Genomic DNA, 23,575 nt, shown 5'->3' on the forward strand with positions numbered 1-23,575 from the left:
TCTGTGGTTAAAATTAAGAATGTTTTCTTTAATAGTTGAGATGATACATCAACCTGTTTTATTTAATGAAGTGATGGAAGGGCTTGCAATTCAACCGGATGGTATTTATGTCGATGGAACATTTGGAAGAGGGGGGCATAGTTTCGGTTTATTGCAGCGATTGGGCCCTTCTGGTCGGTTAATGGCGATAGATAAAGATCCTGAAGCAATCGCTGTCGGAAATGACAGTCAATTTCGTGATCCACGCTTTTCTATCATTCACGATACTTTCAGGAATTTAGAGAAAGCTTTGAAGGATCGTGGATGGTATGGAAAAGTGAATGGAATTTTGCTGGATTTAGGTGTTTCATCACCCCAGTTGGATGATGCAACGCGAGGTTTTAGTTTCAAAAAAGATGGACCTTTAGATATGCGAATGAATCCGAAACCAGGTCGTGGAGGAAACGCAGCAACCTGGATTAATCAGGCACAGGAAAATGAAATTCGCTGGGTGCTTCGGCATTATGGTGAAGAACGTTATGCCAAGCGTATTGCGGCAGCCATTGTGAGAGCACGTAAAAGAAAACCCATTTTACGTACTTTACAATTGAGTCAAGTCATTAAGGAAGCAATTCCTTATAATAAAAGTAAAAAACATCCTGCAACGCGCACTTTTCAAGCAGTTCGAATTTTTATTAATCATGAATTAGAGGAATTGCAGGATTGTTTACCACAAAGTTTAGAAGCTATAGGTAAGGGAGGGCGACTGTGTATCATAAGTTTTCATTCGTTGGAGGATCGTATTGTTAAACGATTTATCGAGAGTGAATTGCGTGATCCGTTACCGAGAGAAGTGCCTATTATATCCAGTGAAATTAAACATCGGCTGAAGAAAATAGGCGCCCTGATTCAACCAAGCAAACTGAAAATCAGAGAAAATCCACGAGCACGCAGTGCTCGTTTACGTATTGTGGAGAAAGTAACATGAATGCAGTAACTCGAGTGATTGTCAAGCAAAATATAGAAACAAGAAATCGTATTTTTTATGTTACCCGATGTAGAATTTTGATCATTTCGTTAGTGGTGGATTTGTTGTGCTCTGCTTTCGGGGTGATTTATTTTAAAGATCTTAATCGCCGCTTATTTATTCGATACGAAACTTTACAACATGAAAAAATGGAAGAACTTATTGAGTGGGGAAGATTATTGTTAGAACAAAGTACGTGGTCGACACAATCACGTATTCAGCAAATTGCGCAACAAAAATTGGGAATGGAAGTGCCAGGAGCAAAGGAGATTATTTTAATTAATGAAAATAATGCAGCCATTATCAAGTAAATATGTACCGCAAGCTTGGCGATTTTACAGTTTATGGTTTTTGTTATGTGTTTCGGTAATGGGGATATTATGGCGATTGATCGATTTAAATGTTCTAGATCGATGTTTTTTATTGAAACAAAGTAAAGCGAGGATCCTTCGTAACGTCAGTATTCCAGCTTATCGCGGCATGATTACCGATCGACTAGGTGTACCGTTGGCCATTAGTACACCTGTTGATTCACTCTGGATTGATCCACAATTATTTCAGCCTACACCAATACAATTAAATAAGCTTGCCTATTTTTTGCGATTATCTCCTTCTTTCATAAGAAAACAGGCAAAGAAAAGAGAGAACCGGCAATTTGTCTATCTCAAGCGGGGAAATCCCCCTTTTATTGCTAAAGCAGTTCTGGCGTTACATATCCCAGGCGTTTTTTTTAAACGGGAATATAAACGTTATTATCCTGAAGGTGAAGTGACAGCACACGTAATTGGATTAACAAATATTGATGATCAAGGACAAGAAGGATTGGAGTTGGCTTATAATCAATGGTTGGCAGGAACACCTGGTCAAGATGCAGTGGTTAAAGATCGATTGGGTCATGTCATTCCTAATGTGGCTTTGCTAAAACAACCTCTTCAGGGGCATGATTTGATATTAAGTATAGATCATCGCATTCAGTATTTAGCCTATCGTGCTTTAAAAGAAACTGTTTCTAATTATCATGCAGCATCTGGTTCTGCTGTTGTACTTGACGTAAAAACCGGTGAAATTTTAGCAATGGTCAATCAACCAAGCTACAATCCGAATAGTCGGCCAAACAATCATGATGGACGATATCGTAATCGCGCGGTGACAGATATGTTTGAGCCAGGTTCAGTCATTAAACCATTTACGATTGCTTTTGCCTTAGAATCAGGAGAATATACGCAAGACACGAAAATCGATACGAATCCGGGATGGATGAAAATTGGAGGTTATCGAATTAGTGATACTGATTTAAATCATGGCATTATTACCTTGACTCAATTGTTGCAATATTCCAGCAACATTGCGGCGGCGAAGATTTTATTATCATTAAAGCCAGATCATTATTATGCTTTATTACGTGCTTTTGGATTTGGAGAACGTACAACCAGTGGATTTCCGGGAGAATCAATGGGCACATTAATTTCTTATAATACGTGGATTCCCAGTGTGGTCGCCACTTTATCTTTCGGTTATGGTCTCGCTGTTACGACACTACAATTAGCTCAAGGGTATGCGATTTTAGAAGCAGGTGGAATCAAGCGACCCGTAAGTTTTGTAAAAGTGGATCAGCCGTCATCAGCAGGTGGCGGCGGTGTTCGTATACTTCCCAAAAAAGTCGCTACTACAGTCGTCAAAATGCTAGAGACCGTCACCCAAAAGGGTGGAACAGGAGCTCTGGGAGGAGTTTATCACTATCGTATAGCTGGTAAAACCGGAACTGCTTATATCTCGGGTCCTAATGGTTATGATAAACATCATTACATGTCTTCTTTTGTCGGTATGGCTTCTGTAAATAATCCTCAATTGGTTGTAGCTGTTGTCATTCGTGATCCACGGGAAAAGCACTTCGGCGGGGTCGTTGCCGCACCTTTGTTTTCCAAAATCATGAGCGGTGCGTTGCGATTATTGAATATTTCACCAGATAATTCCTAACTAGCAATGCTTAATCAATATTCATTTAAAAGCGGTGGTAATATGCAGTGGTAATATACAGAAGATTTAAAGTTTGCCATAGAATAGTCGCTAAGTTGTTAAAAATTTTACACTTATCAGTTAATCTATTCTTAATATTAATATTCCAATAAACTAATTTTAGTGAGCATACTTTGTGCCGTCAGATTGCCATGCTATTCATCAATTAATAAAACTAACTAGATTCTAAGATAAGGTTTCATATCTTGAGAAACTTCAACTCCCAATTTCTCCACAAACAATACGTTTCTAATGACGTTTCTAATGAATCATAGATCTATTTTTCATGTATAAGGTAAGACATCATCCTAACTTGATAGCAGAAGAAAATCTGATTTTTCTGAAGGATAAGTTTTTCTAATTTTTATTTCATAAAGTCAAATTATATGTCGTCAAAAGAAATTGAGAAGTATAACACTTGGTAAAAGCTAGATATTTAAAGCTAAATATTTTTTGAAATTTTCATATGCCAATACAGAGAAAACTTGACAACTTGGATTGTAATCTACTAAATTCTAAAAGTAAAATGAAGCTTGTTGTGACAATTTATTTTTGAAGATATGGATGATAACGTTAAATGATGAGCTGATTAAAATGCTATAAAATTCTGAAAAAATGCATACTGAGAAAGATTTATTAATGGAATATTATTGTTTACCAGCTACTAGCGCACTCTTACTAAAAAGAAAGAAACACTGAATTTGAAAATATGAAAAGTAAAATGCTATAAAATTCTAGAAAGTCCAAACAGTTTTCAATCATAACGTTTAACTTACTCGTAAGCATCTGAGCAGATACTCCTGAATGGAAAGATATCATTTGCATCTTCGAATAATGAAGACAAAAAGCATTTGTTACATGGACTGATTGAATGCAAAAATAGTCAAACTATTCCGCAATCTGAGCCTATAGGCTATAATTCCGATTAGTCCAGAGGTTTTACAACCCGTATTAACTTAAATTAAAGTCACATAGTTTTGTTGGCACTTACTCTAGGCTACTTGTATAATTTGCAGAATGAACGGTGTTTCTCTTAATCAGTTGCTAAAAGGATTTCGTGATGAACTGGAATCTGATGTATTTATTCATGGACTTCAAATGGATAGTCGAAAAATTCGACCTGGGGATCTTTTCATTGCTTATCCAGGACAGCAAGTCGATGGGCGTCGCTATATAGGAGAAGCGATTGAAAAACAAGCAGTGGCAGTACTTTATGAAAGTAATCATTATGAACTTTCCATTAAAAATATAATTCCTTTAATTGCCTTTTCCAACTTACAACATCACATTGGACACATTGCTGCGCGTTTTTATGGAGATCCATCAAAAACAATTAAGGTTATTGGCGTGACTGGCACTAATGGAAAAACTTCTTGTACACATTTTATTGCGCAATCTTTGCAATCACAAAAAATTCCGTGTGGGATTGTGGGAACATTAGGATATGGCTTTATAGGTAATTTAAATAAGACGGATTATACAACACCTGATCCTATCCAATTGCAACAAGTACTTGCCCAACTGCGGAAACAAGGCGCAAAGGTTATCGCGATGGAAGTATCATCTCATGCACTAGATCAGTATCGTGTGCAAGGCGTTCATTTTACTATCGCCGTCTTCACTCAATTATCTCGAGATCATCTCGATTACCATCATAACATGGAAAATTATGCTCGTACGAAAGCATTGTTGTTTCAACAATCTGATTTACGTTATGGGGTGATTAATTGTGATGATGTGTTGGGAAGACGTATTATTGAAACTAATTATTCCAAATTAACATTGATAGGATATTCTGCCGATGGCATAGAAGACACTCGTATTGCTTGTGTTAGAGCTACACATATAAAGACATTAACACACGGCTTTTCAGTAGATGTACAAACGTCGTGGGGAAAAGGTACATTTACAATTTCCTTGTTGGGTCGATTTAATATCAGCAATTTATTATCTGTTTTAAGTGTGTTGTGTTTATGTGAAGTATCCTTTGAAAAGGCGCTGATGGAATTATCGAAATTAAACATCGTACCTGGTCGAATGCAAGTAGTTAATATTCAAAACCGACCTCGAGTTATTGTTGATTATGCGCATACACCCGATGCGTTAGAAAAATCACTAATTGCTTTAAGAGAGCATTGTAAAGGTCGATTAATTTGCGTCTTTGGTTGTGGAGGTGATCGAGATCAGGGAAAACGTCCTCAAATGGCAGCTGTTGCGGAACGATTGACCAATCAGATTATTTTAACTAATGATAACCCGCGTAACCAACATCCTCTTGCAATTATTCGAGATATTCAGGTAGGCTTTAAAAATAGGCATTCTATTATTGTTGAAACTGATCGTGCTAAAGCTATCAAATGTGCCGTGCAAAAAGCAACAATTAATGATATTGTTTTCATTGCTGGGAAGGGGCACGAAACCATGCAGGTTATTGGCACGGATGTATTACCCTTTAATGATGTAGAAGAAGCAAAAAAGGCACTTAATTCATGAAACTCTCGCAAGTGGCTGAAATTGTGAGTGCTGATTTTAGGGGAAAGGATAAAGAATTTGAATTGGTTATTAGCACCGATACCCGCACACTTCAACCAGGTGCCTTCTTTATTGCCTTACAAGGTCCTCGATTTGATGGAAATAACTTTGTTGAAGAGGCTCGTAAGCGAGGTGCTGTTGGTGCACTCGTCACGCGCATTATAGAAATCGAGTTACCACTGATTTTCGTTAGTAATACCATAGCCGCTTTGACGCAGTTGGCTAGTTATCAACGCAAACAAGTGCAACTACCCATGATTGCAATAACTGGTAGTTGTGGCAAAACGACGATACGCGCATTATTGGCTAGCATTTTGCGTCAGTGCGGTAATGTACTAGCAAGCGAAAGAAGTTTTAATAACAGCATTGGTGTACCATTAACCCTTCTACGTTTACGCCCGGAACACAACTATGCTGTTGTTGAGCTAGGTGCTAGTTATCCTGGTGAAATCTCTTGTTTAACACAATTAGTTAAGCCTACTATTGCTATTATTAGTAATGCTGCTCCTGCCCATCTAGAGGGTTTTAGCAATATTGAAGGTGTGGCGAAAGCAAAAGGAGAAATCTTTCAAGGATTATTGGAAAACGGAGTTGCTGTCATTAACATCAATGATTGCTTCGCTGATTTTTGGCGCAGTTTAGTGAATAAACGTCGCATTATTACTTTTGGTGTGAATCATACCGCTGAAATTATGGCAAAAAATATAAAAATAAATGCAGCTGCTCAACCTACGTTTCAATTAATAACACCAAAAGGAGAAATTGATATTCAGTTACTATTAATCGGCGTGCACAATGTCGCAAATGCATTAGCAGCAGCCGCCGCGGCTTATGCTGAAGATTTGCCACTCACGGCAATAAAATCTGGCTTAGAAACAGCTTCTGCTGTTAAAGGTCGCTTGGCTGAGCAAAAAGGTTATCACGGCGCAGTTATTATTGACGATAGTTATAATGCAAATCCTTTATCTGTATCAGTAGCGATTGATGTTTTATCAAAACGAAAAGGAAATTCTATTTTAGTTTTTGGTGATATGTTGGAGTTAGGGGAAGGTTGTCATCAATTTCATCGTGAAATTGGGGAATATGCATTACAATTGGGTATTCAGCAATTATTTTGCTATGGTGATTTTACAAAATTTGCAGTAGAAGCATTTGGTAAAAATGCACATCATTTTAATAATCAGAATCAGCTTCTGTCTGCTTTAAAAGGCCAGTTGAATGAAAATTGTGTAGTATTAATAAAAGGGTCCTTTTTTATGAGTATGAGTAAAATTGTGAATGCGCTGTTGATAGAAGAATAATAATGTTACTATCATTAAGTAATTTTCTTTTAAGTCATCACTTTCATCGCTTTCACATCTTCGATTGTTTGACTTTTCGCTTAACGGTGAGTGCCTTAACTGCATTAATTATCGTTCTTTCCCTGAGTCCTCGACTAGTTAAAAAACTACAAGCATTTCGGATTAGTCAGATGATTAGGTATGATGGACCACAGACACATTTCAAAAAATCCGGTACCCCAACTATGGGGGGTATATTGATTATCTTGGCCATTGTAATCAGCATGCTGTTATGGGGTAATCTTACTAATCGTTTTGTATGGATTATTTTATTAGTGACGGTGGCGTTTAGTATTATTGGATGGGTTGATGATTATCAAAAAATTATTGGAAAGAACAGCAAAGGGCTATCAGTACGTACAAAATATTTATTACAATCGATTGTAGGTGCCTTTGCTGCTATTTATTTGTATATTACAGCAATAACACCTGTAGAAACAGCATTAGTTGTCCCTTTTTTTAAAAATGTCACGCTACATTTAGGATGGTTTTATGTCATATCGACTTACTTTGTAATTATGGGCAGTAGCAATGCCGTAAATTTGACGGATGGTTTGGATGGTTTAGCGTTGATGCTAACGGTGATGATTGGCAGTGCATTAGGTATTTTTGCTTATATGACGGGAAATCATTTTTTTACGCAGTATTTAACAATTCCTTTTATTCCCGGAGTAGAGGAAGTTGCTGTTTTTTGTAGCGCTTTGGTTGGGGCTGGGCTTGGATTTCTTTGGTATAATACATATCCGGCTCAGATTTTTATGGGTGATGTAGGATCGCTGGGTTTAGGGGCAGCATTGAGTATTACCGCTGTGACTGTTCGGCAGGAATTAATTTATTTTTTAATGGCAGGTATTTTCGTCATTGAAACTATGTCGGTTATTATTCAGGTTGGTTATTTCAAATTATCAAGTGGAAAACGTATTTTCCGAATGGCACCTTTACATCACCATTTTGAATTAAAAGGTTGGCCAGAGCCTAAAGTCATCGTTCGTTTTTGGATTATTACATTTGTTTTAATTCTTTGTGGATTAGCTACTTTAAAATTATGGTAGCTCGGATTATGAAAAATAAACCGTTTACTGTCATTGTTGGGTTGGGTAAAACGGGACTATCTTGTGCTCATTTCTTAACACAAAAAAATCAATCTTTCATTGTTATGGATAGCCGTACAGAACCTCCCCAATTAAAAGAGTTCACACAAGCGTATCCAAATGCTAAACCTCTTCTTGGACAATTTTCTGAAAACTTATTAGAGGAAGCTGAAGAAATTATTTTAAGCCCAGGTATTTCATTACAAGAATCGCTGATCGCAGAGCAAGCTGCTAAAGGTAAATCCATAGTTTCTGATATCGAACTATTCGCTCGCGAAATAAAAAAACCCATTATTGCGATTACTGGTTCTAACGGGAAAACCACCGTCACAACGCTGATAGGCTTGATGATGAAAGCAGCTGGATTTAGTGCAATAATATGTGGCAATATCGGCGAACCTGTGTTACAGCAAATTACACCAAAAGCGGATTATTATGTGATTGAGATATCGAGTTTTCAGTTAGAAACTACTTTTTCCTTACATTCCAGGACTGCAATAGTGTTAAATATTAGCGAAGATCATATGGATCGTTATTCTGCTATGCAGGATTATTTGAATGCAAAACAACGAATTTATCTGCATTGCCAAACTCCTGTTGTAAATGCCGACGAACCTGAAATCTGGAGGCATCTTTCGTTTACCGAACAGCCTCTGTCGTTCGGTTTAGAATCCTCAGCTGATTTTTCTTTAATGGAATACAAACAAAAAATTTATATTACCTATCAAAGCAAGCAGTTAATACCCGTTAAAGAATTGAAATTGAATGCATATCACCATCTGCAAAATGCAATGGCTGCGTTGGCTATAGGAACAGCAATAAATATTCCTATGGCAACTATGTTACAAGTGTTACGTGATTTTTCGGGTATTCAACATCGCTGCCAATGGATTCGAACACGATACAAAGTTGATTATTTTAACGATTCAAAAGGTACCAATGTTAGAGCTACACAAGCATCTATTATTAGTTTGGGACGATTAATAACAGGAAAATTGATTTTAATTGCAGGTGGACAAGGAAAAGGTGCTGATTTTTCCTTATTGCAAGAATCTGTTAAACGTTATGTAAAAAAAATTATTTTAATTGGCGAAGATGCATCAATTTTAGAAAAAGCTCTGCAAGGATATACAATCATTAAACATGCTGACTCAATGTATGATGCGGTTAATCAAGCTGTAACAACAGCGCGAGCAGGTGATATCGTTTTGTTGTCTCCTGCCTGTGCTAGTTATGATATGTTTAAAAATTATGAACATCGGGGAGATGTTTTTATAAATATAGTAGAAGCACTTTAATGTAACAAAAAGCAATAATGCAACAGAAATCAATTTTTTTTTCTTACGACCGTTGGCTTGTGGTTTGTACATTATCATTGTTAATATTAGGTTTGTTAATGGTGGCTTCTGCTTCAATGGCCATTTCTGACAGACAGTTTGGATATCCGTTTCATTATTTTATTCACCAATTGATGTATTTAAGTTTAAGCTTGATTATCGCCTGGATTGCGACACTTATTCCTATAAAAGTGTGGAAAAGATACAGTGGCTTATTATTTTTATGTTCTTATCTTTTGTTAATTATGGTCTTGTTACCAGGAATAGGAAAAGTGGCAAATGGCAGTAGACGGTGGATTTCATTCGGCTTTATTTCACTACAAGTCTCCGAGGCAACAAAATTTGTAGCTATCTTATATCTTGCCAGTTATATACAGCGTTACCAAAATGAAGTTCGCAGAGAATTAAAAGGATTTTTAAAACCTATGTTTTTAGTGGCTATTGTATCAAGCTTATTATTATTAGAACCTGATTTTGGTGCTGCTGTTGTTATTACTGTGACTTATATGGCATTGTTATTTTTGGCAGGTGTACGGTTGTGGCCATTTTGTGCGCTCTTGATTTTGGTTGCTTTAATATTAGCTTTATTAGTTTTTTTATCTCATTATCGCCTACGGCGCTTAACTACATTTTTAAATCCGTGGCACAACCAATTCGGATCAGGTTATCAATTAACGCAATCATTGATTGCTTTTGGACGTGGTGGTCTTTTTGGTGTTGGGTTAGGTAACAGTATTCAAAAATTATTTTATTTGCCTGAAGCCCATACGGATTTTTTATTTGCTGTATTAGCTGAAGAATTAGGTTTAGTTGGTGAGCTTTTATTAATTATTTTGTTCGCATTATTAGTTAGCCGCATTATTGTTATTGGACGCCGCGCCGAAAATAATGGCTATTTATTTCCCGCCTACACCGCCTACGGTGTATCCCTTTGGTTAAGTTTACAAGCCCTGGTTAACATAGGTGTTAGTGTTGGTATGTTACCCACTAAAGGGTTAACACTCCCTTTCATGAGCTATGGTGGAAGCAGTATATTATTTAACTGCTTGGCTATTGGTATTATACTGCGGATTGATTTTGAAATTGGAAAAAATAATAACATTAGGCGATCGTTGCTAATAACGTATTGATGTAGATTTTCATTGATTAAATCTACTTTCATAAAATTATCATCTTAGTCGAAGTATATTGATATACAATGTCAATTGTACACGAACCTGTATTGCATACAAATATTTAAAATATTTACATAAGATTTGATGTGACAACGCGCTTTTTGTGAGTTTTTCTCGAATTAGTAATCTGCTGGCTTCATATGTGGTCTTTCTTTATAGTGTAGATGGTCTTCCAAAAACAGCGCAAGTTAATTGCATAAAAAGTAAATCATCGTAAGAAGATGCTATTGATAAGGTACAATGAGAATGTTTTAACCAAGCCGTGTGAAAGTTTTCTTGTTACATGATCTATAGCATGAAGTTTATTGAATTATTTGGATTAGAAGCTGTGTATTTTAATGTATTGATTTCATTATTGAGGCGTGATAGAGGAGCACTTCAGGACCAGCTTAAAATAAAATTTGTTTCACCGATTCAATCACTTGCCTTGTTACTTTACCTTTATATAATTTGAATAGTAAAAAGATATTAAATACATACACCTTGCGAGTGGCAAGTATCAGAACTTTTTCTTTGTTATTAGATTAGAGAAATGTAGTTATCCGCAGCGCTTTTTCCTAACTAATTTAGTAAGATTATCGTCTAAGTGAGAGAGAAACTTTTGATATAAAAACATTTCTCTAGTAGAAATGAAGCTATCTGTCTTATTAATAAGAAAAGCTGAACGGATTTATATTAGTTTTAGTATTAATAAATTAATAACTTATTAATACTAACGACAAAACAGATTAAAACTATCAAGTTGTGATCTAATTACTGTATTACCAGCAACGAAAAGGCTCACTTTAATACAACTTCGTATTAACTTTAGATATAAATGTTTTTATTTCTCGCTGTTGAAGAGATTGTATTAATTTTTAAAATTGCAAAAATTTATAAAACAAACAAAAATTTTCTTAAAAATTTGGCATATGATTCATTTTTTTTAGACCAGTATTAATAGCTAGATAGTTGATCCAACCGTAAAAGAGATTATCAATTTTAAATGTTAATAAGACAGACATTGATAATAGTGTCACTAAAATGGCATAATGAGTACACATTGTGCATGAAATTGGGTCGGAAATATTATGACAGTGTTTATACTATCGTATAAATATCAATTGTTATGGCAATAAAAAATTAAAAGTGGAATCTATCTTATTTAAATTAAGTATTTTAAATACTAAATATATTTTGAATGCATTGGTTAAATATAGCTGATTTAACGACTAAACAACAACGATAAATATTAAAAAAGCTAAAATAATATTAATGTAATCATGTAATTTATATAATACGTATTTAAAAATATATATTCTCAAGACATCTTAAAGTAGTAGTCTGAGGTAGGGCATACTTAAAAACGTAGGACATGCTTAAAAATACTTTATTTCATAAATTTCTTTTATAAAAATGCTAAAATAAAACTGAGATCAATTTTGTAATTATTTATTTAAACAGTCAATTATGTTACTTTATTTTTCTCAAAAAGTAATCTTGTGTAAAATGATCTGATGCTTAAATTATCAAAACAGTGTTCAGTGTTAAATATTGCTTTTATCCTTTCTACAAAGGAAAAATATTTTGTAGCAACTAATGATGGTGGCGTTTTTTCATCTTGATTACACTTTTCATAAGAATATTTTAAGAATTTTAATATTAGGAAGATTTTTATAGGTATTAAAATTAGATTTCTACTATATCTCTATTTGTGTAATTAATGTTGCGATGCATTATCTTTCAGTGAATATGATGTGATAAATCTTAATGTATAATTCTATAATCTATATTTTTAGTTTGTGCTAAACGATATACGTCAAGCTGTAGAAGTCTTTCCAAGTAAAGTTACAATCATAGCAAGTTATAAAGAATAAGAAACTTGTATAACGTGTAATTCAAAAATTCTAGAAAAGCAAAATTTCTAGGTATCGAAATTATGAAGGAGAAAACCCGTCAATTGGTTATTCATCTTATCCTATTGTTTTTCAAAAATTAAATAACGAGTCAAATTAATATTAGAAGAGATTAGAACAGATAAAACAAAAATATAGTTTAAGAGTTTCTTTTTTCGATATTGTATTTACCTATCGCGTGTAATGTGTTGTCTATCTTTTATAAATATAAACTTCCTTAATGAGTATAAACTTCTTTAATGAGTATATTCTTTAATATAAAATTGACCGTCTGAACTACAGGCTTTATATTTTTATTCTTTATTAAAGTGTGAAAGATGTTAAATACCAATCTTATATAAACTTTAGCAACGTAATATTTGACTTTCTTAAGCTGCTGAATGTAAGGTGGATAAAGCGGTTATTATGAGTCATAGGATAAAAATCTATGCCTACTAGGATTTAGAAATATCAGATTACCACGAAAGAGATAATACGGTAGTCTGTTGTCAACACTAATTTGAACAACATTGCATAGGAAGATCCTGCTCTGGATTTTATTTCATTATTCGAGAATTTGCAACAGCTAATTAGTTTATAATCGTTACGTTATGCAGTTTATCCTTTGTGACGTTTACTCTTTTGAGTAAACGTCACAAAAATTTCCACTAGCAGCTTAGTACATATTGGATAAGCATGGAAAAATTCAATCTTTTAATTGCTTGCAGCTAAATAACAGCACTATTAAGTTTCTCCTGTATTGCTTCTTGTCCATTCCTCATAAAATAGAAATCAGGGAGACCACAAATATATTATACCATCATTGTGTTAAAACACTTTAAGTAGAGATATTTACACTCATTTTTCTTCACACTTTCTGTGTAAATTTTTAAGTAATACGGCATTATCATTTTCTGTGTGTATATACCGCCCTTATTGGTGGTGTTACCATACTTCCATATGAAGCGAATACTCATCATGGCAGGAGGTACTGGGGGGCATATCTTTTCAGCACTAGCAATTGCTCGGGCATTGCGAAGACAAGGCGTAGAAGTACATTGGCTTGGTACAGATGGGGAGCTTGAAGAAAAGGTGGTTGCACCTGAATTTCCTTTAAATCGTATTCAAATAAAAGCCTTCCGTGGAGAAGGGTTATTATGGAAATGTCTGATGCCTTTTCGTTTGGCAAAAGCACTGTTACAAACTTATCGGATTATTTACCGATTAAGACCTGGTGTGATTTTTGGCATGGGTAGTTATGTTACAGGACCTGGTGGGTTAGTGGCATGGTTAACACGGATTCCTTTGCTCATCCATGAACAAAATTCGGTGGTTGGGCTAACAAATCGCATGTTAGCTGTCATATCAAAATCAGTCATGCAGGCATTTCCTAATACATTTCCTAAAAATCCAAAAGTAATGACTACAGGTAATCCAATTCGAGTTGAATTACTCAATATACCGTTACCACAGACTCGTTTTGCTGTTCGTCAGGGGCCGTTACGAATTTTAGTATTAGGTGGCAGTCAGGGAGCACGATCAATTAATCAAAAAATCATGCGTGCATTACATCAATATCCCCGATCCCACGAAATTATGATTTGGCACCAGACTGGCCTACCCGATTATCAAGTCATTAGAGATGATTATCAAAAAATATTAATTAAAGCTCAAGTCAATGACTTTATTGAAGATATGGCAAGCGCTTATGCATGGGCTGATTTGATTGTTTGTCGATCAGGCGCCCTAACAGTAAGTGAAATCGCAGCCGTCGGTGTTGCCAGCATTTTTATCCCTTATCCTTATGCTGTAGATAACCACCAATTTTATAACGGCCGCTTCTTGGAACAGGCAGGAGCTGCTATTATTCTTCTTGAAAAATCATTGACGGAAGTAAACTTAATTCATTATTTTGAACAATTTGCTCATCATAGAAACCGTTTGGTAGCGATGGCGGAACGCGCACGAAATTTGGCACAACCTAATGCAGTGCATCATATTATCGCTGAATGTGAGAAACACTATGTTGTTCGATAACAAGCGCATTAAACACATGCACTGCCTAGGTATTGGTGGTATCGGCGTTAGCGCTCTTGCGGAAATCTTATTAAAAAAAGGATATCGAGTAACAGGCTCTGATATTTCACGTGGCACAAATACAGAGCGACTGCAACGTTTAGGTGCTGAGATCGCGTTTAATCATGCAGGTACAATAGTTACTCAAGCCGATTGTGCGATTTATTCTAGTGCTATTGCAACAACTAATCCCGAATTAATGGCAGCTAAACGCGCTAATGTTCCTCTTTTAAAACGAGGGCAAATGCTTGCAAATGTGATGGCAGATTATTATTCCATTGCTGTTGCTGGTACTCATGGGAAAACAACTACTAGTGCTATGTTAGCTAACGCTTTTGTTAAAGCGAATTTAGATCCTACTTTTATGGTGGGGGGTACATTGAATGATGGACAAACTCCTGCAAGAGTAGGTAAAGGTCGCTATTTTATTGCAGAAGCGGATGAGAGTGATGCTTCTTTCTTATTTATGAAGCCAAATATTGCTATTGTTACGAACATTGATGCCGATCATTTGAGTACCTATGATGGGGATTTTAATCACCTAAAACAAACATACGTGCAATTTTTGCATCAAATTATAGAAAAAGGAGTGGCTGTTTTGTGTATTGATGATCCTATTATTCAGCGATTAATACCCACGTTATCTCAACGCGTAGTGACTTATGGCTTTTCCTCCAGCGCTGATTATCGTGCCGATAATTTTTGTCAAAAAGGAATACAAGGTTATTTTGAAGCTTACCGTTCCAACCATGCTGCCCATCTGTCCGTTAGGCTAAATATGCCGGGACACCACAATGCCTTGAATGCTTTAGCAGTAATAGCAGTAGCCGATCTAGTAGAAATGGATGAATATGCGTTGCTTCAATCGTTAGCAGCATTTCCAGGAGTAGATCGCCGTTTTGCTATTCGTGGAAATATGATTACTTCAAACGGAAATGCTCTAATTCTTGAAGATTATGGTCATCACCCTAATGAAATTAGGGCAACACTCACTGCTGCGCGAGCAGCCTGGCCTAATAGACGAATTATACTAGTGTTTCAACCACATCGATATACTCGTACCCGTGATCTAATGGCGGAATTTGCTTTTGTGTTGATGAAACCTGATTTATTGATTTTATTAGAAGTGTACAGCGCGGGTGAATCACTTATTCCAGAGGCAGATGGAAAAAGCTTATTAAAAGTAATCGAACAAAATGTTCAGCAAAAACCCGTATTTGTACCATACCTACAAGATCTACCTGCAACATTACAAACCATCGTGCAGCCTAACGATATTGTCATTCTCCAAGGCGCAGGAAATATAGGATCTATAGTAACAACTATAGTAAATAGTGCAACTAATGATTCGAAAAAAATTTAGTTATTTACGGGGAGATTTATTTTATGATCATAATCTGGCACGTTATACCTCATGGCGTGTAGGAGGCGATGCGGATCGACTATATCAACCCGCCGATTTAGCTGATTTACAAAATTTTCTTAATCAATTACCGCGCCATGAACCGTTAACGTGGTTAGGATTAGGAAGCAATGTTTTAATCCGAGATGGTGGCATAACTGGTACGGTTATTTTGACACTTAATCGATTGAAAGAAATGAAATTATTTAACAGAGAGGCTAAGAAAATAATTATTCGTGTAGAAGCCGGTGTCACTTGCGCTAAATTAGCGGGATTTTGTGCGAATCATGGATTAGAAAGTGGAGCCTTTTTTGCGGGAATCCCAGGGACAGTAGGAGGTGCATTAGCGATGAATGCTGGTGCTTTTGGAGGCGAAACATGGCGTTATGCTATATGTGTAGAAACCATTAGTCAACGTGGTGCAGTATATGAAAGAGTTCCGAATGAGTTTAAAATTCAATATCGTCAAGTAGAAGGATTAAACAATCAATTTTTTGTAGCGGGTTATTTTCATTTTAATCAGGGAAATGTTGTTAAAGCAAAAGAGGCTATTAGAATTTTGCTTAGAAGACGATATGCTTCACAACCTATCGGAACTTATAATTGCGGTTCTGTATTTCGAAATCCGCCAGGCGATTATGCAGCACAATTAATCGAATCGTCAGGTTTAAAGAAAACTAGAATAGGCAATGCAGAAGTTTGTGCAAAACATGCTAATTTTATTTTAAATAAAGGTGCTGCAAAAGCGGCTGACATTGAACGTTTAATTTACTATGTTGCAGATCGTGTATATGAAGTTCACGGTGTTCGACTGATAAAGGAAGTACATATTATTGGGCGTATATGAGACGGTATAAAATAAAAAAACCATATAACTGGTCGGTTTTCATACGGAAGATATTTCCTATAGGATTAATAATGAGTATCTTAATTGCTTTTTTATTAACACTCATCGCTTTATGTAACTCAAACATACTTCCCTTTAAAAAAATTAAAATATCAGTGAATGGAAATCATATTAGAACAATGACTTTGAAAAATATTATTACTCAAAATATAGATGGTGGTTTTTTTTCGCTAAACGTTTCAGCGTTGCAATTAGCATTATTGTCGATACCATGGGTTGATAACGTTTCCTTACGACGGGTTTGGCCTAATAAACTGGAAATTGTAATTCAAGAGCAACAACCAATTGCATGTTGGGATAATAATGCATTGATAACTGCAGAGGGCAAAATATTTTCACCACCTTCTGATACTATTCCTAAGAATTTGCCCCATTTACAAGGCCCTGATGATAGTGTTTCTCTTGTTTTAAAATGCTTCCGACACCTTAATCAAGAATTAATGCCGCTCAGTGTCGTTGTTATTACTGCCTTAACTCTCAGCAACCGATATGCTTGGTCTTTGACGTTAAATACGCATACCAAAGTATACCTTGGACGAGAAAACATCGATCAGCGCTTCAAACAACTGGTCCACCTTTATCCCAGTGTTATTAGCTCCCATGAAAATCAAATCGACCACATCGATCTTCGTTATCCGAATGGACTTGCGATTCAGTAAAGAAATGGAAATGAAGAGTACATTCAGTTAACATAATGCATGTACGAAATTTAGTTATGAAAATTATTGTAGATGATAATATTGTTTCTGATTATTTGCCTGTGGTTTCTTGGAATGATCGAGGGTTATTATGGGCAGACGGATTATTTGAGACGATTAAATCGGAAAATGGAAGATTATTATTCTTCGAGGCTCATTATAAGAGATTTTTTGAATCAACAATTAAATTATTTATTCCTTTTAAGGTTCCCTTAGAGGCACTTAAAAAAAAATGTTATCAAATAATAGAGATTAATAAATTGGATGGTGATATAGCGATAAAGGTGATACTAACCAGAGGTCAGCTAGAACAAGGAAAAGGGCTTGGTGTTCCGAAAAAAGCTTTTCCAAAGTTAATCATTACAGCAACTTCTTATCATCGACCAGCTACTCAACCGACTGTATATATCACAACAATTAAACGGAACGAGTATTCTATGCTCACTCAAATTAAGACGCTGAATTATTTAGAATCTATTCTTGCAAGACAACAGGCAGTTTCACATGGATATGATGAGGGGATCATGCTCAATACGAAAGGTGCTGTTACTGAAACGAGTATTGGTAACATATTTATGATTATTAATAGAAAAGTGCTTACACCAAAGAGAACAGATGGTATTTTGCCCGGTATTATGCGACAAATTATTTTTAATGCTGTTCAGGAAGAAGGTGGTTCAATAATAGAGAAAACTCTATATCCCAAAGATCTTTTTTCTGCAACAGAAATTTTTCAAACTAATAGTCTTTTGGAAGTACAATCGTTCTCAAAAATCAATAAATATCCCCTATTAACAGGGAAACAGGCTATTTTGACAAAACAAATCTTAAAACAGTATCGATCATATAAAATTAAAAATTTAAATTAAAAAATTTAAATTAAAATTTTTTTCTCCTATACTATTTCAGTTTCCAGTGAATTGGGAATGACAGAATAAAGTTAATTTCTAAATTTCTATGGATATTTATATGTCAACGAAACTGCTGACGAACTGCCATTTTTAGATTTGAAGTACGAAAAGTATGACTTTAACAGGATAATATTGGGATTTCTGTAGCAAGAAAGACGCTAGTGTTTTCGATGACAATTACGGCGAGGGCCATTGTAATCGGTCCTTATTCTTAATGATGGTTGCATTTGTGAACCTATGTTATTCAGGACCTATTTTCTTATGAAGGAATAATTATGTTACGAATCGGTTTAACAGGTGGTCTTGGTAGTGGAAAAAGTACAGTAGCCAATTATTTCGCAGCATTAAAAGTGTCTGTTATCGACGCCGACAAACTTGCAAGTGAACTTACTCAACCTGATCAAGAAGCTTTTAAAAAAATCGTTGGGCACTTTGGAAAAGAAATCTTAACGAACCACGGATTATTAAACCGTTCAAAATTACGAATTTTAGTTTTTCGAAGTTTAAAAGAACGTCTATGGCTTGAAAATTTGTTACATCCCATGATTATCGCGAAAATGCAAGAATCGCTAAAAAATTTAAAGATCCCTTACTCTATATTAGTGGTCCCATTATTAGCAGAATTTTCGCAATCAATAAATTTTCTTGATCGCGTTTTAGTGATCGATGCTCCTGAATCACTCCAAATTCAACGAGTAATAGCGAGAAATAAATTCTCTCAGAAAGAAATTCAATTAATCATGCAATCACAAAGTAGACGTAAAAAACGACTAGCGATAGCTGACGACATACTTACCAATGATCGGGATCTCATGGTGTTACGTGAGTCGATTTTTAAGCTGAATGTTAGGTATTTAAAATTAGCTGTGGAACAATATACTCAAAGTGCTCAATAAAATTCATGTGCTCAATAAAAATCCGTCATATATTTTATGTGTGTTACTGTAGATTAACGAACTCTTTTTGCACATTTCATAATAATATTGACATTATTAATTCTTTATTTATTTAGAGCACAGATTTCGTTGGAGTTTGCACCATGACCACGAGAAGCAGTCATATAATCGACAGACTAGCTACAGAGGGACGCTTAGTTTCACTTTGTTGCAGTATTTTACGGGACAGCACAGTACCTCTCTAAATCTTAGAGGCAAAAGTCTTCCCGACATACAATCGTAAATGTATAAAGTTATTTTTATCCTGACAGATGCCCTTCAAACTTGCTGCTGCATTTATTTAACTAATTAATACCAATTATAACTAATTAATGCCAATTAACAAGTAAGCAGCAGTATATCTTTCATTCTATCAGAAATTACGAAATTGGAAATTGCGAAAAGCGTTAACCCACTAATCGTTATGAATATTACTTTAAACGAAAATAAAACACTTTTGTTACGTAACTTCCTAAAAAGTATGGACCTGAGAGATAACAATCAACATAATCACCAAGTTCTAATCGACAATTTTTATGGGAGAAGAAGAGAGAAGACACGGTACAAACTCGATATTCAAGTGCATTATGCACAATAGATGAAGCTCGATATCAGTCTTCATCGTTCCACTAAACCTAATGCTCGTGAAAATACATTATCTTGGCAATAATTTTGTGATCTATAAATTTACAACACTTAAGGTATATCAGAAATGCTGATTGATGATCGCTTGCTCATCGATATTATTTCAAAGCACTCGATTAAAAAAATCAAGCTCATTAAGCTCATTACAAATGTCACGCAATAATTCTGTATGCCCTTACAATAAATTTACCATATTATACAGTCACAAATTACATCAACTCTTGTATTGACTGAAATAACACATCAATCAAATGCGTTACGCTTCCAAAAAATTTCGGAACTCTTACAAAATTTTTAACTAATTTTATTCTACAATCCTGTAGACCTGCAGGCTCTTATAATTTTAACAAATCCAGTGAAGCTAAGATCACTACTAACGATGGAGTTTTCATCAAAAAATACCATAAATTTCATCTTGTCAATTTATCCACTTAATTTTACTTATTGGAAAAGACCTATTCTAAGAATTATGCAGGTAAACACCGTATTGCTATTCATTTCTTTTTCTTTTCATAAAAGTATTGCGGAATTTAAAAAATAATTAAAGATAGTATAAATTAGCTTGAGAAAATTTAATTCAGTGATCTCTTAAACAGAGATCCAACAAAGCGACTGTTCTTCTATTTGCACAACTTCCTCTTCAAATCTATAAATTATGTTTGATGACTTTATTCACTTGTCTCTATTTCTCCTCTTGTCTCTATTTCCCCTCAGGGGGGGGGATGCCTATAAGCCATCTTACTCTACATAAGATAAGCGTAGAAGCATTAAAATATCGATTTTAGGATTAATAAAATACCACCACTGATAAACATCCCTTGTTATGGAACGATAAAACCTTATCTATTCTCATATCTGCTTAATGTTTTAAAGAATGTGATTTAAATCAACTTTCCATGGCACTGTTTATATTTCCTGCCACTTCCACAAGGACATGATTTATTTCGCCCAATTTTAGGCTGAGTACGTATAACAGGTTGAGCGACTTCACTTGCAGCAGCGACAGTCGCAATTTTGTCGATGGACTGTAGTGCAGTGACTTCTCCGTGATGATATTGTAATTCTGATGTCAATGGTTCATATAATCGCTGTTGTTGTACAACCTTTTCTTCCGTCGTAATTTCTAATTTTGATAACGCCGCAACCACTTCATACTTAATCCGTTGCAACATCTGCGTGAACAATTCAAAAGACTCTCGTTTGTATTCTTGAGCGGGATTTTTCTGAGCATAACCACGTAAATGAATGCCTTGACGTAAATGATCCATAGCAGCTAAATGTTCTTTCCAATGGTGATCCAACAATTGCAACATCACCGTTTTTTCAACTTCTCGCATTACTTTTGGATCTACTTTTGCTTCTTTTTCTTTGTAAGCCCGAGTAATTTCATCAATAAGACGTTTATGCAGCTTTTCTTCCTGCAACGTATCATCTTCCTTAAGCCATTCCGCAATAGGTAACGATAAGCCAAAATCCTCTTGAATTTGTTGTTCCATACTAGATATATCCCACTGCTCTTCTAAACTTTGTGGTGGAATAAACAAACTAACCATATTAGAAATAGCTTCTTTGCGAATCTCTTCGATAGTCAAAGATATATCTTCAGATTCCAATAATTGAATACGTTGTTGATAAACGACCTTCCGTTGATCATTTGCAACGTTATCATATTCTAACAACTGCTTACGTATATCAAAATTCATGCCTTCAACTCGACGTTGTGCTCTTTCGATAGCGTGAGTAATCCATTTATGTTCAATAACATCGTCTTCTTTTACACCCAATCGGCGCATTATGCTTGACATTCGCTCAGCTGCAAAAATACGCAATAGATTATCTTCCATGGAAAGATAAAACTGTGACGACCCCGGATCACCTTGTCGACCAGAACGACCACGAAGCTGGTTATCAATGCGCCTTGATTCATGACGCTCTGTCCCCAATACATGCAAACCACCGGCGGCAATTACTATATCATGCCTTTTTTGCCAGTTAGTCTTTCGATTCTTGACTTCCTCTTCATTAAGATCATCTAATTCAGCAAGTTCTGTTTCTAAATTACCACCTAACACGATATCAGTTCCACGACCAGCCATGTTAGTTGCAATAGTTACAGCTCCCGGACGTCCAGCTTCTGCAATAATTTTTGCTTCGTGTTCGTGGTTTTTTGCGTTCAGCACTTCGTGTTTTAAATTAACTCGCTTTAAAAGCCTTGACATAAGCTCCGAAGCTTCAATTGATGCCATGCCAATCAAAAGTGGCTGGATTTTTTCATGTCGTTTCTTAATCTCATTTACGATCGCATCAAACTTCATTTTAGCTGTTAAATAAACCTGATCGGGTTCGTCTTGACGAATCATAGGTTTATTGGTTGGAATCACGATGACTTCCAATCCATAGATTTTTTGTAACTCAAACGCTTCTGTATCAGCCGTACCTGTCATACCTGATAATTTTTCATAAAGGCGAAAATAATTTTGAAAAGTGATTGTAGCTAATGTTTGATTTTCTAACTGAATCGGTACACCTTCTTTTGCCTCTATAGCTTGATGCAATCCATCCGACCAACGACGACCTGGCATCAAGCGACCCGTGTGTTCATCGACGATAATTACTTCATTATTTTTTACAATATAATGAACATCTCGATGAAAAAGTGCATGTGCGCGCAAAGACGCACACATGTAATACATTAAAGAAATATTCGAAACATCGTATAAACTTTCCCCCTTATACATCAATCCTTGCCTAACCATTAATTTTTCAACAGTTCGATGGCCTTGCTCAGTAAGATAAATTTGTCGATTTTTTTCGTCCAAACTATAATCACCATGATCGTCAAGCGATATTTCTTCTTCCTTTTGACCATCCTCTATCTTTTGCAACTTCAGTAATGGGATAAGTTCATTAATTTTGAAATAGAGGTCTGAAGACTCTTCTGATTGACCAGAAATAATTAAAGGTGTCCGTGCTTCATCAATTAAGATTGAATCGACTTCGTCAATAATAGCATAATGCAATGCTCGTTGTACCCGTTGGTCCAGGCTGAACACCATGTTATCGCGTAGATAATCAAAACCAAATTCGTTATTAGTTCCATACGTAATATCTGCCGCATAAGCTACTTGTTTTTCTAAAGATTTCATCCCTGGAATATTTACACCTACCGTTAAGCCTAAAAATTCATAAATTGGTTTCATCCATTCCGCATCGCGTTTAGCTAAATAATCATTAACCGTGACAATATGAACACCTTTTCCTGTTAAGGCATTGAGATATGCTGGCATTGTTGCACTCAGTGTTTTCCCTTCTCCAGTCCGCATTTCTGCAATTTTGCCACTGTGCAATGCAAGACCGCCGATCAATTGCACATCGAAATGATGCATTCCCACCGTACGCGCACTTGCTTCCCGGACTACAGCAAACGCTTCAGGTAATAAAGCATCGAGTTTTTCTCCTTTATGAAGTCGCCTTTTTAATTCGTCAGTTTTACTGCGTAGTCTCTCATTGGAGAGAACCTTAATTTCAGGTTCTAGTGCATTAATTTTTGAGACAATTCTAGAATAATGCTTAAGTAATCGCTCGTTACGAGTTCTCAGTATCTTTTTAATAAAGTTGCCAAGCATAAGT

The 23,575-nt window shown here is 35.6% G+C and carries 15 protein-coding genes; 14 read left to right on the plus strand and 1 reads right to left on the minus strand.

Translation table 11 applies throughout. The annotated features are described in order from the left end of the window. The first annotated feature begins 40 nt into the window (after positions 1–40). The 14 genes from rsmH (at position 41) to coaE (ending at position 19,261) form a co-directional block, all read left to right on the plus strand. The gene (rsmH, locus tag CEAn_RS00960) at positions 41–967 is read left to right on the plus strand and encodes a 16S rRNA (cytosine(1402)-N(4))-methyltransferase RsmH (RefSeq protein WP_211923976.1); all 927 of its coding nucleotides are present in this window, start codon (positions 41–43) and stop codon (positions 965–967) included. After that, the gene (ftsL, locus tag CEAn_RS00965) at positions 964–1,317 is read left to right on the plus strand and encodes a cell division protein FtsL (RefSeq protein ID WP_211923977.1); all 354 of its coding nucleotides are present in this window, start codon (positions 964–966) and stop codon (positions 1,315–1,317) included. The genes rsmH and ftsL overlap by 4 nt, the downstream gene beginning before the upstream one ends. Further along, positions 1,298–2,983, plus strand: a complete 1,686-nt coding sequence (locus CEAn_RS00970; protein ID WP_211924130.1) for a peptidoglycan D,D-transpeptidase FtsI family protein — start codon at positions 1,298–1,300, stop codon at positions 2,981–2,983. The genes ftsL and CEAn_RS00970 overlap by 20 nt, the downstream gene beginning before the upstream one ends. A 1,056-nt stretch (positions 2,984–4,039) precedes the next feature. Further along, a complete protein-coding gene (locus CEAn_RS00975) occupies positions 4,040–5,515 on the plus strand; it encodes a UDP-N-acetylmuramoyl-L-alanyl-D-glutamate--2,6-diaminopimelate ligase (RefSeq protein ID WP_211923978.1) in 1,476 nt (491 codons plus the stop codon). Further along, a complete protein-coding gene (locus CEAn_RS00980) occupies positions 5,512–6,855 on the plus strand; it encodes a UDP-N-acetylmuramoyl-tripeptide--D-alanyl-D-alanine ligase (RefSeq protein WP_211923979.1) in 1,344 nt (447 codons plus the stop codon). Before CEAn_RS00975 ends, CEAn_RS00980 begins: the two co-directional genes overlap by 4 nt. Positions 6,856–6,857: 2 nt before the next feature. Continuing rightward, the gene (gene mraY, locus CEAn_RS00985; RefSeq protein WP_211923980.1) at positions 6,858–7,946 is read left to right on the plus strand and encodes a phospho-N-acetylmuramoyl-pentapeptide-transferase; all 1,089 of its coding nucleotides are present in this window, start codon (positions 6,858–6,860) and stop codon (positions 7,944–7,946) included. A gap of 8 nt (positions 7,947–7,954) precedes the next feature. Beyond that, positions 7,955–9,283 carry a UDP-N-acetylmuramoyl-L-alanine--D-glutamate ligase gene (gene murD / locus CEAn_RS00990; protein ID WP_211924131.1) on the plus strand — a complete coding sequence of 443 codons (1,329 nt, stop codon included), beginning with the start codon at positions 7,955–7,957 and terminating at the stop codon, positions 9,281–9,283. A gap of 17 nt (positions 9,284–9,300) precedes the next feature. Continuing rightward, on the plus strand, positions 9,301–10,452 hold the full coding sequence (gene ftsW, locus CEAn_RS00995; protein WP_211923981.1) for a putative lipid II flippase FtsW: 1,152 nt from the start codon (positions 9,301–9,303) through the stop codon (positions 10,450–10,452). 2,879 nt (positions 10,453–13,331) lie between these two features. Further along, positions 13,332–14,408: an undecaprenyldiphospho-muramoylpentapeptide beta-N-acetylglucosaminyltransferase gene (murG, locus tag CEAn_RS01000; protein ID WP_211923982.1), complete on the plus strand. Its 1,077-nt coding sequence runs from the start codon at positions 13,332–13,334 to the stop codon at positions 14,406–14,408. Continuing rightward, on the plus strand, positions 14,395–15,810 hold the full coding sequence (gene murC / locus CEAn_RS01005; RefSeq protein WP_211923983.1) for a UDP-N-acetylmuramate--L-alanine ligase: 1,416 nt from the start codon (positions 14,395–14,397) through the stop codon (positions 15,808–15,810). Before murG ends, murC begins: the two co-directional genes overlap by 14 nt. Continuing rightward, on the plus strand, positions 15,791–16,696 hold the full coding sequence (murB, locus tag CEAn_RS01010; protein WP_211923984.1) for a UDP-N-acetylmuramate dehydrogenase: 906 nt from the start codon (positions 15,791–15,793) through the stop codon (positions 16,694–16,696). Before murC ends, murB begins: the two co-directional genes overlap by 20 nt. 71 nt (positions 16,697–16,767) lie before the next feature. Further along, a complete protein-coding gene (locus CEAn_RS01015; protein ID WP_244670091.1) occupies positions 16,768–17,415 on the plus strand; it encodes a cell division protein FtsQ/DivIB in 648 nt (215 codons plus the stop codon). 56 nt (positions 17,416–17,471) lie between these two features. Then, positions 17,472–18,323 carry an aminotransferase class IV gene (locus CEAn_RS01020; protein WP_211923986.1) on the plus strand — a complete coding sequence of 284 codons (852 nt, stop codon included), beginning with the start codon at positions 17,472–17,474 and terminating at the stop codon, positions 18,321–18,323. Between the two features lie 317 nt (positions 18,324–18,640). Next, on the plus strand, positions 18,641–19,261 hold the full coding sequence (gene coaE / locus CEAn_RS01025; protein ID WP_211923987.1) for a dephospho-CoA kinase: 621 nt from the start codon (positions 18,641–18,643) through the stop codon (positions 19,259–19,261). A gap of 1,565 nt (positions 19,262–20,826) precedes the next feature. Here coaE and secA read toward each other — a convergent pair. Beyond that, positions 20,827–23,571 (minus strand): preprotein translocase subunit SecA, encoded by a 2,745-nt coding sequence (secA, locus tag CEAn_RS01030; protein ID WP_211924132.1) that lies wholly within the window; start codon positions 23,569–23,571, stop codon positions 20,827–20,829. Positions 23,572–23,575: the final 4 nt, after the last annotated feature.

The sequence above is a fragment of the Coxiella endosymbiont of Amblyomma nuttalli genome (genome assembly GCF_018107685.1).
GTDB lineage: Bacteria > Pseudomonadota > Gammaproteobacteria > Coxiellales > Coxiellaceae > Coxiella.

Excerpts from the sequence above, each read along its gene's own strand:
- rsmH (WP_211923976.1), top strand. The coding sequence starts at position 41 with ATGATACATCAACCTGTTTTATTTAATGAAGTGATGGAAGGGCTTGCA.
- ftsL (WP_211923977.1), top strand. The coding sequence starts at position 964 with ATGAATGCAGTAACTCGAGTGATTGTCAAGCAAAATATAGAAACAAGA.
- CEAn_RS00970 (WP_211924130.1), top strand. The coding sequence starts at position 1,298 with ATGCAGCCATTATCAAGTAAATATGTACCGCAAGCTTGGCGATTTTAC.
- CEAn_RS00975 (WP_211923978.1), top strand. The coding sequence starts at position 4,040 with ATGAACGGTGTTTCTCTTAATCAGTTGCTAAAAGGATTTCGTGATGAA.
- CEAn_RS00980 (WP_211923979.1), top strand. The coding sequence starts at position 5,512 with ATGAAACTCTCGCAAGTGGCTGAAATTGTGAGTGCTGATTTTAGGGGA.
- mraY (WP_211923980.1), top strand. The coding sequence starts at position 6,858 with ATGTTACTATCATTAAGTAATTTTCTTTTAAGTCATCACTTTCATCGC.
- murD (WP_211924131.1), top strand. The coding sequence starts at position 7,955 with ATGAAAAATAAACCGTTTACTGTCATTGTTGGGTTGGGTAAAACGGGA.
- ftsW (WP_211923981.1), top strand. The coding sequence starts at position 9,301 with ATGCAACAGAAATCAATTTTTTTTTCTTACGACCGTTGGCTTGTGGTT.
- murG (WP_211923982.1), top strand. The coding sequence starts at position 13,332 with ATGAAGCGAATACTCATCATGGCAGGAGGTACTGGGGGGCATATCTTT.
- murC (WP_211923983.1), top strand. The coding sequence starts at position 14,395 with ATGTTGTTCGATAACAAGCGCATTAAACACATGCACTGCCTAGGTATT.
- murB (WP_211923984.1), top strand. The coding sequence starts at position 15,791 with ATGATTCGAAAAAAATTTAGTTATTTACGGGGAGATTTATTTTATGAT.
- CEAn_RS01015 (WP_244670091.1), top strand. The coding sequence starts at position 16,768 with ATGAGTATCTTAATTGCTTTTTTATTAACACTCATCGCTTTATGTAAC.
- CEAn_RS01020 (WP_211923986.1), top strand. The coding sequence starts at position 17,472 with ATGAAAATTATTGTAGATGATAATATTGTTTCTGATTATTTGCCTGTG.
- coaE (WP_211923987.1), top strand. The coding sequence starts at position 18,641 with ATGTTACGAATCGGTTTAACAGGTGGTCTTGGTAGTGGAAAAAGTACA.
- secA (WP_211924132.1), bottom strand. The coding sequence starts at position 23,571 with ATGCTTGGCAACTTTATTAAAAAGATACTGAGAACTCGTAACGAGCGA.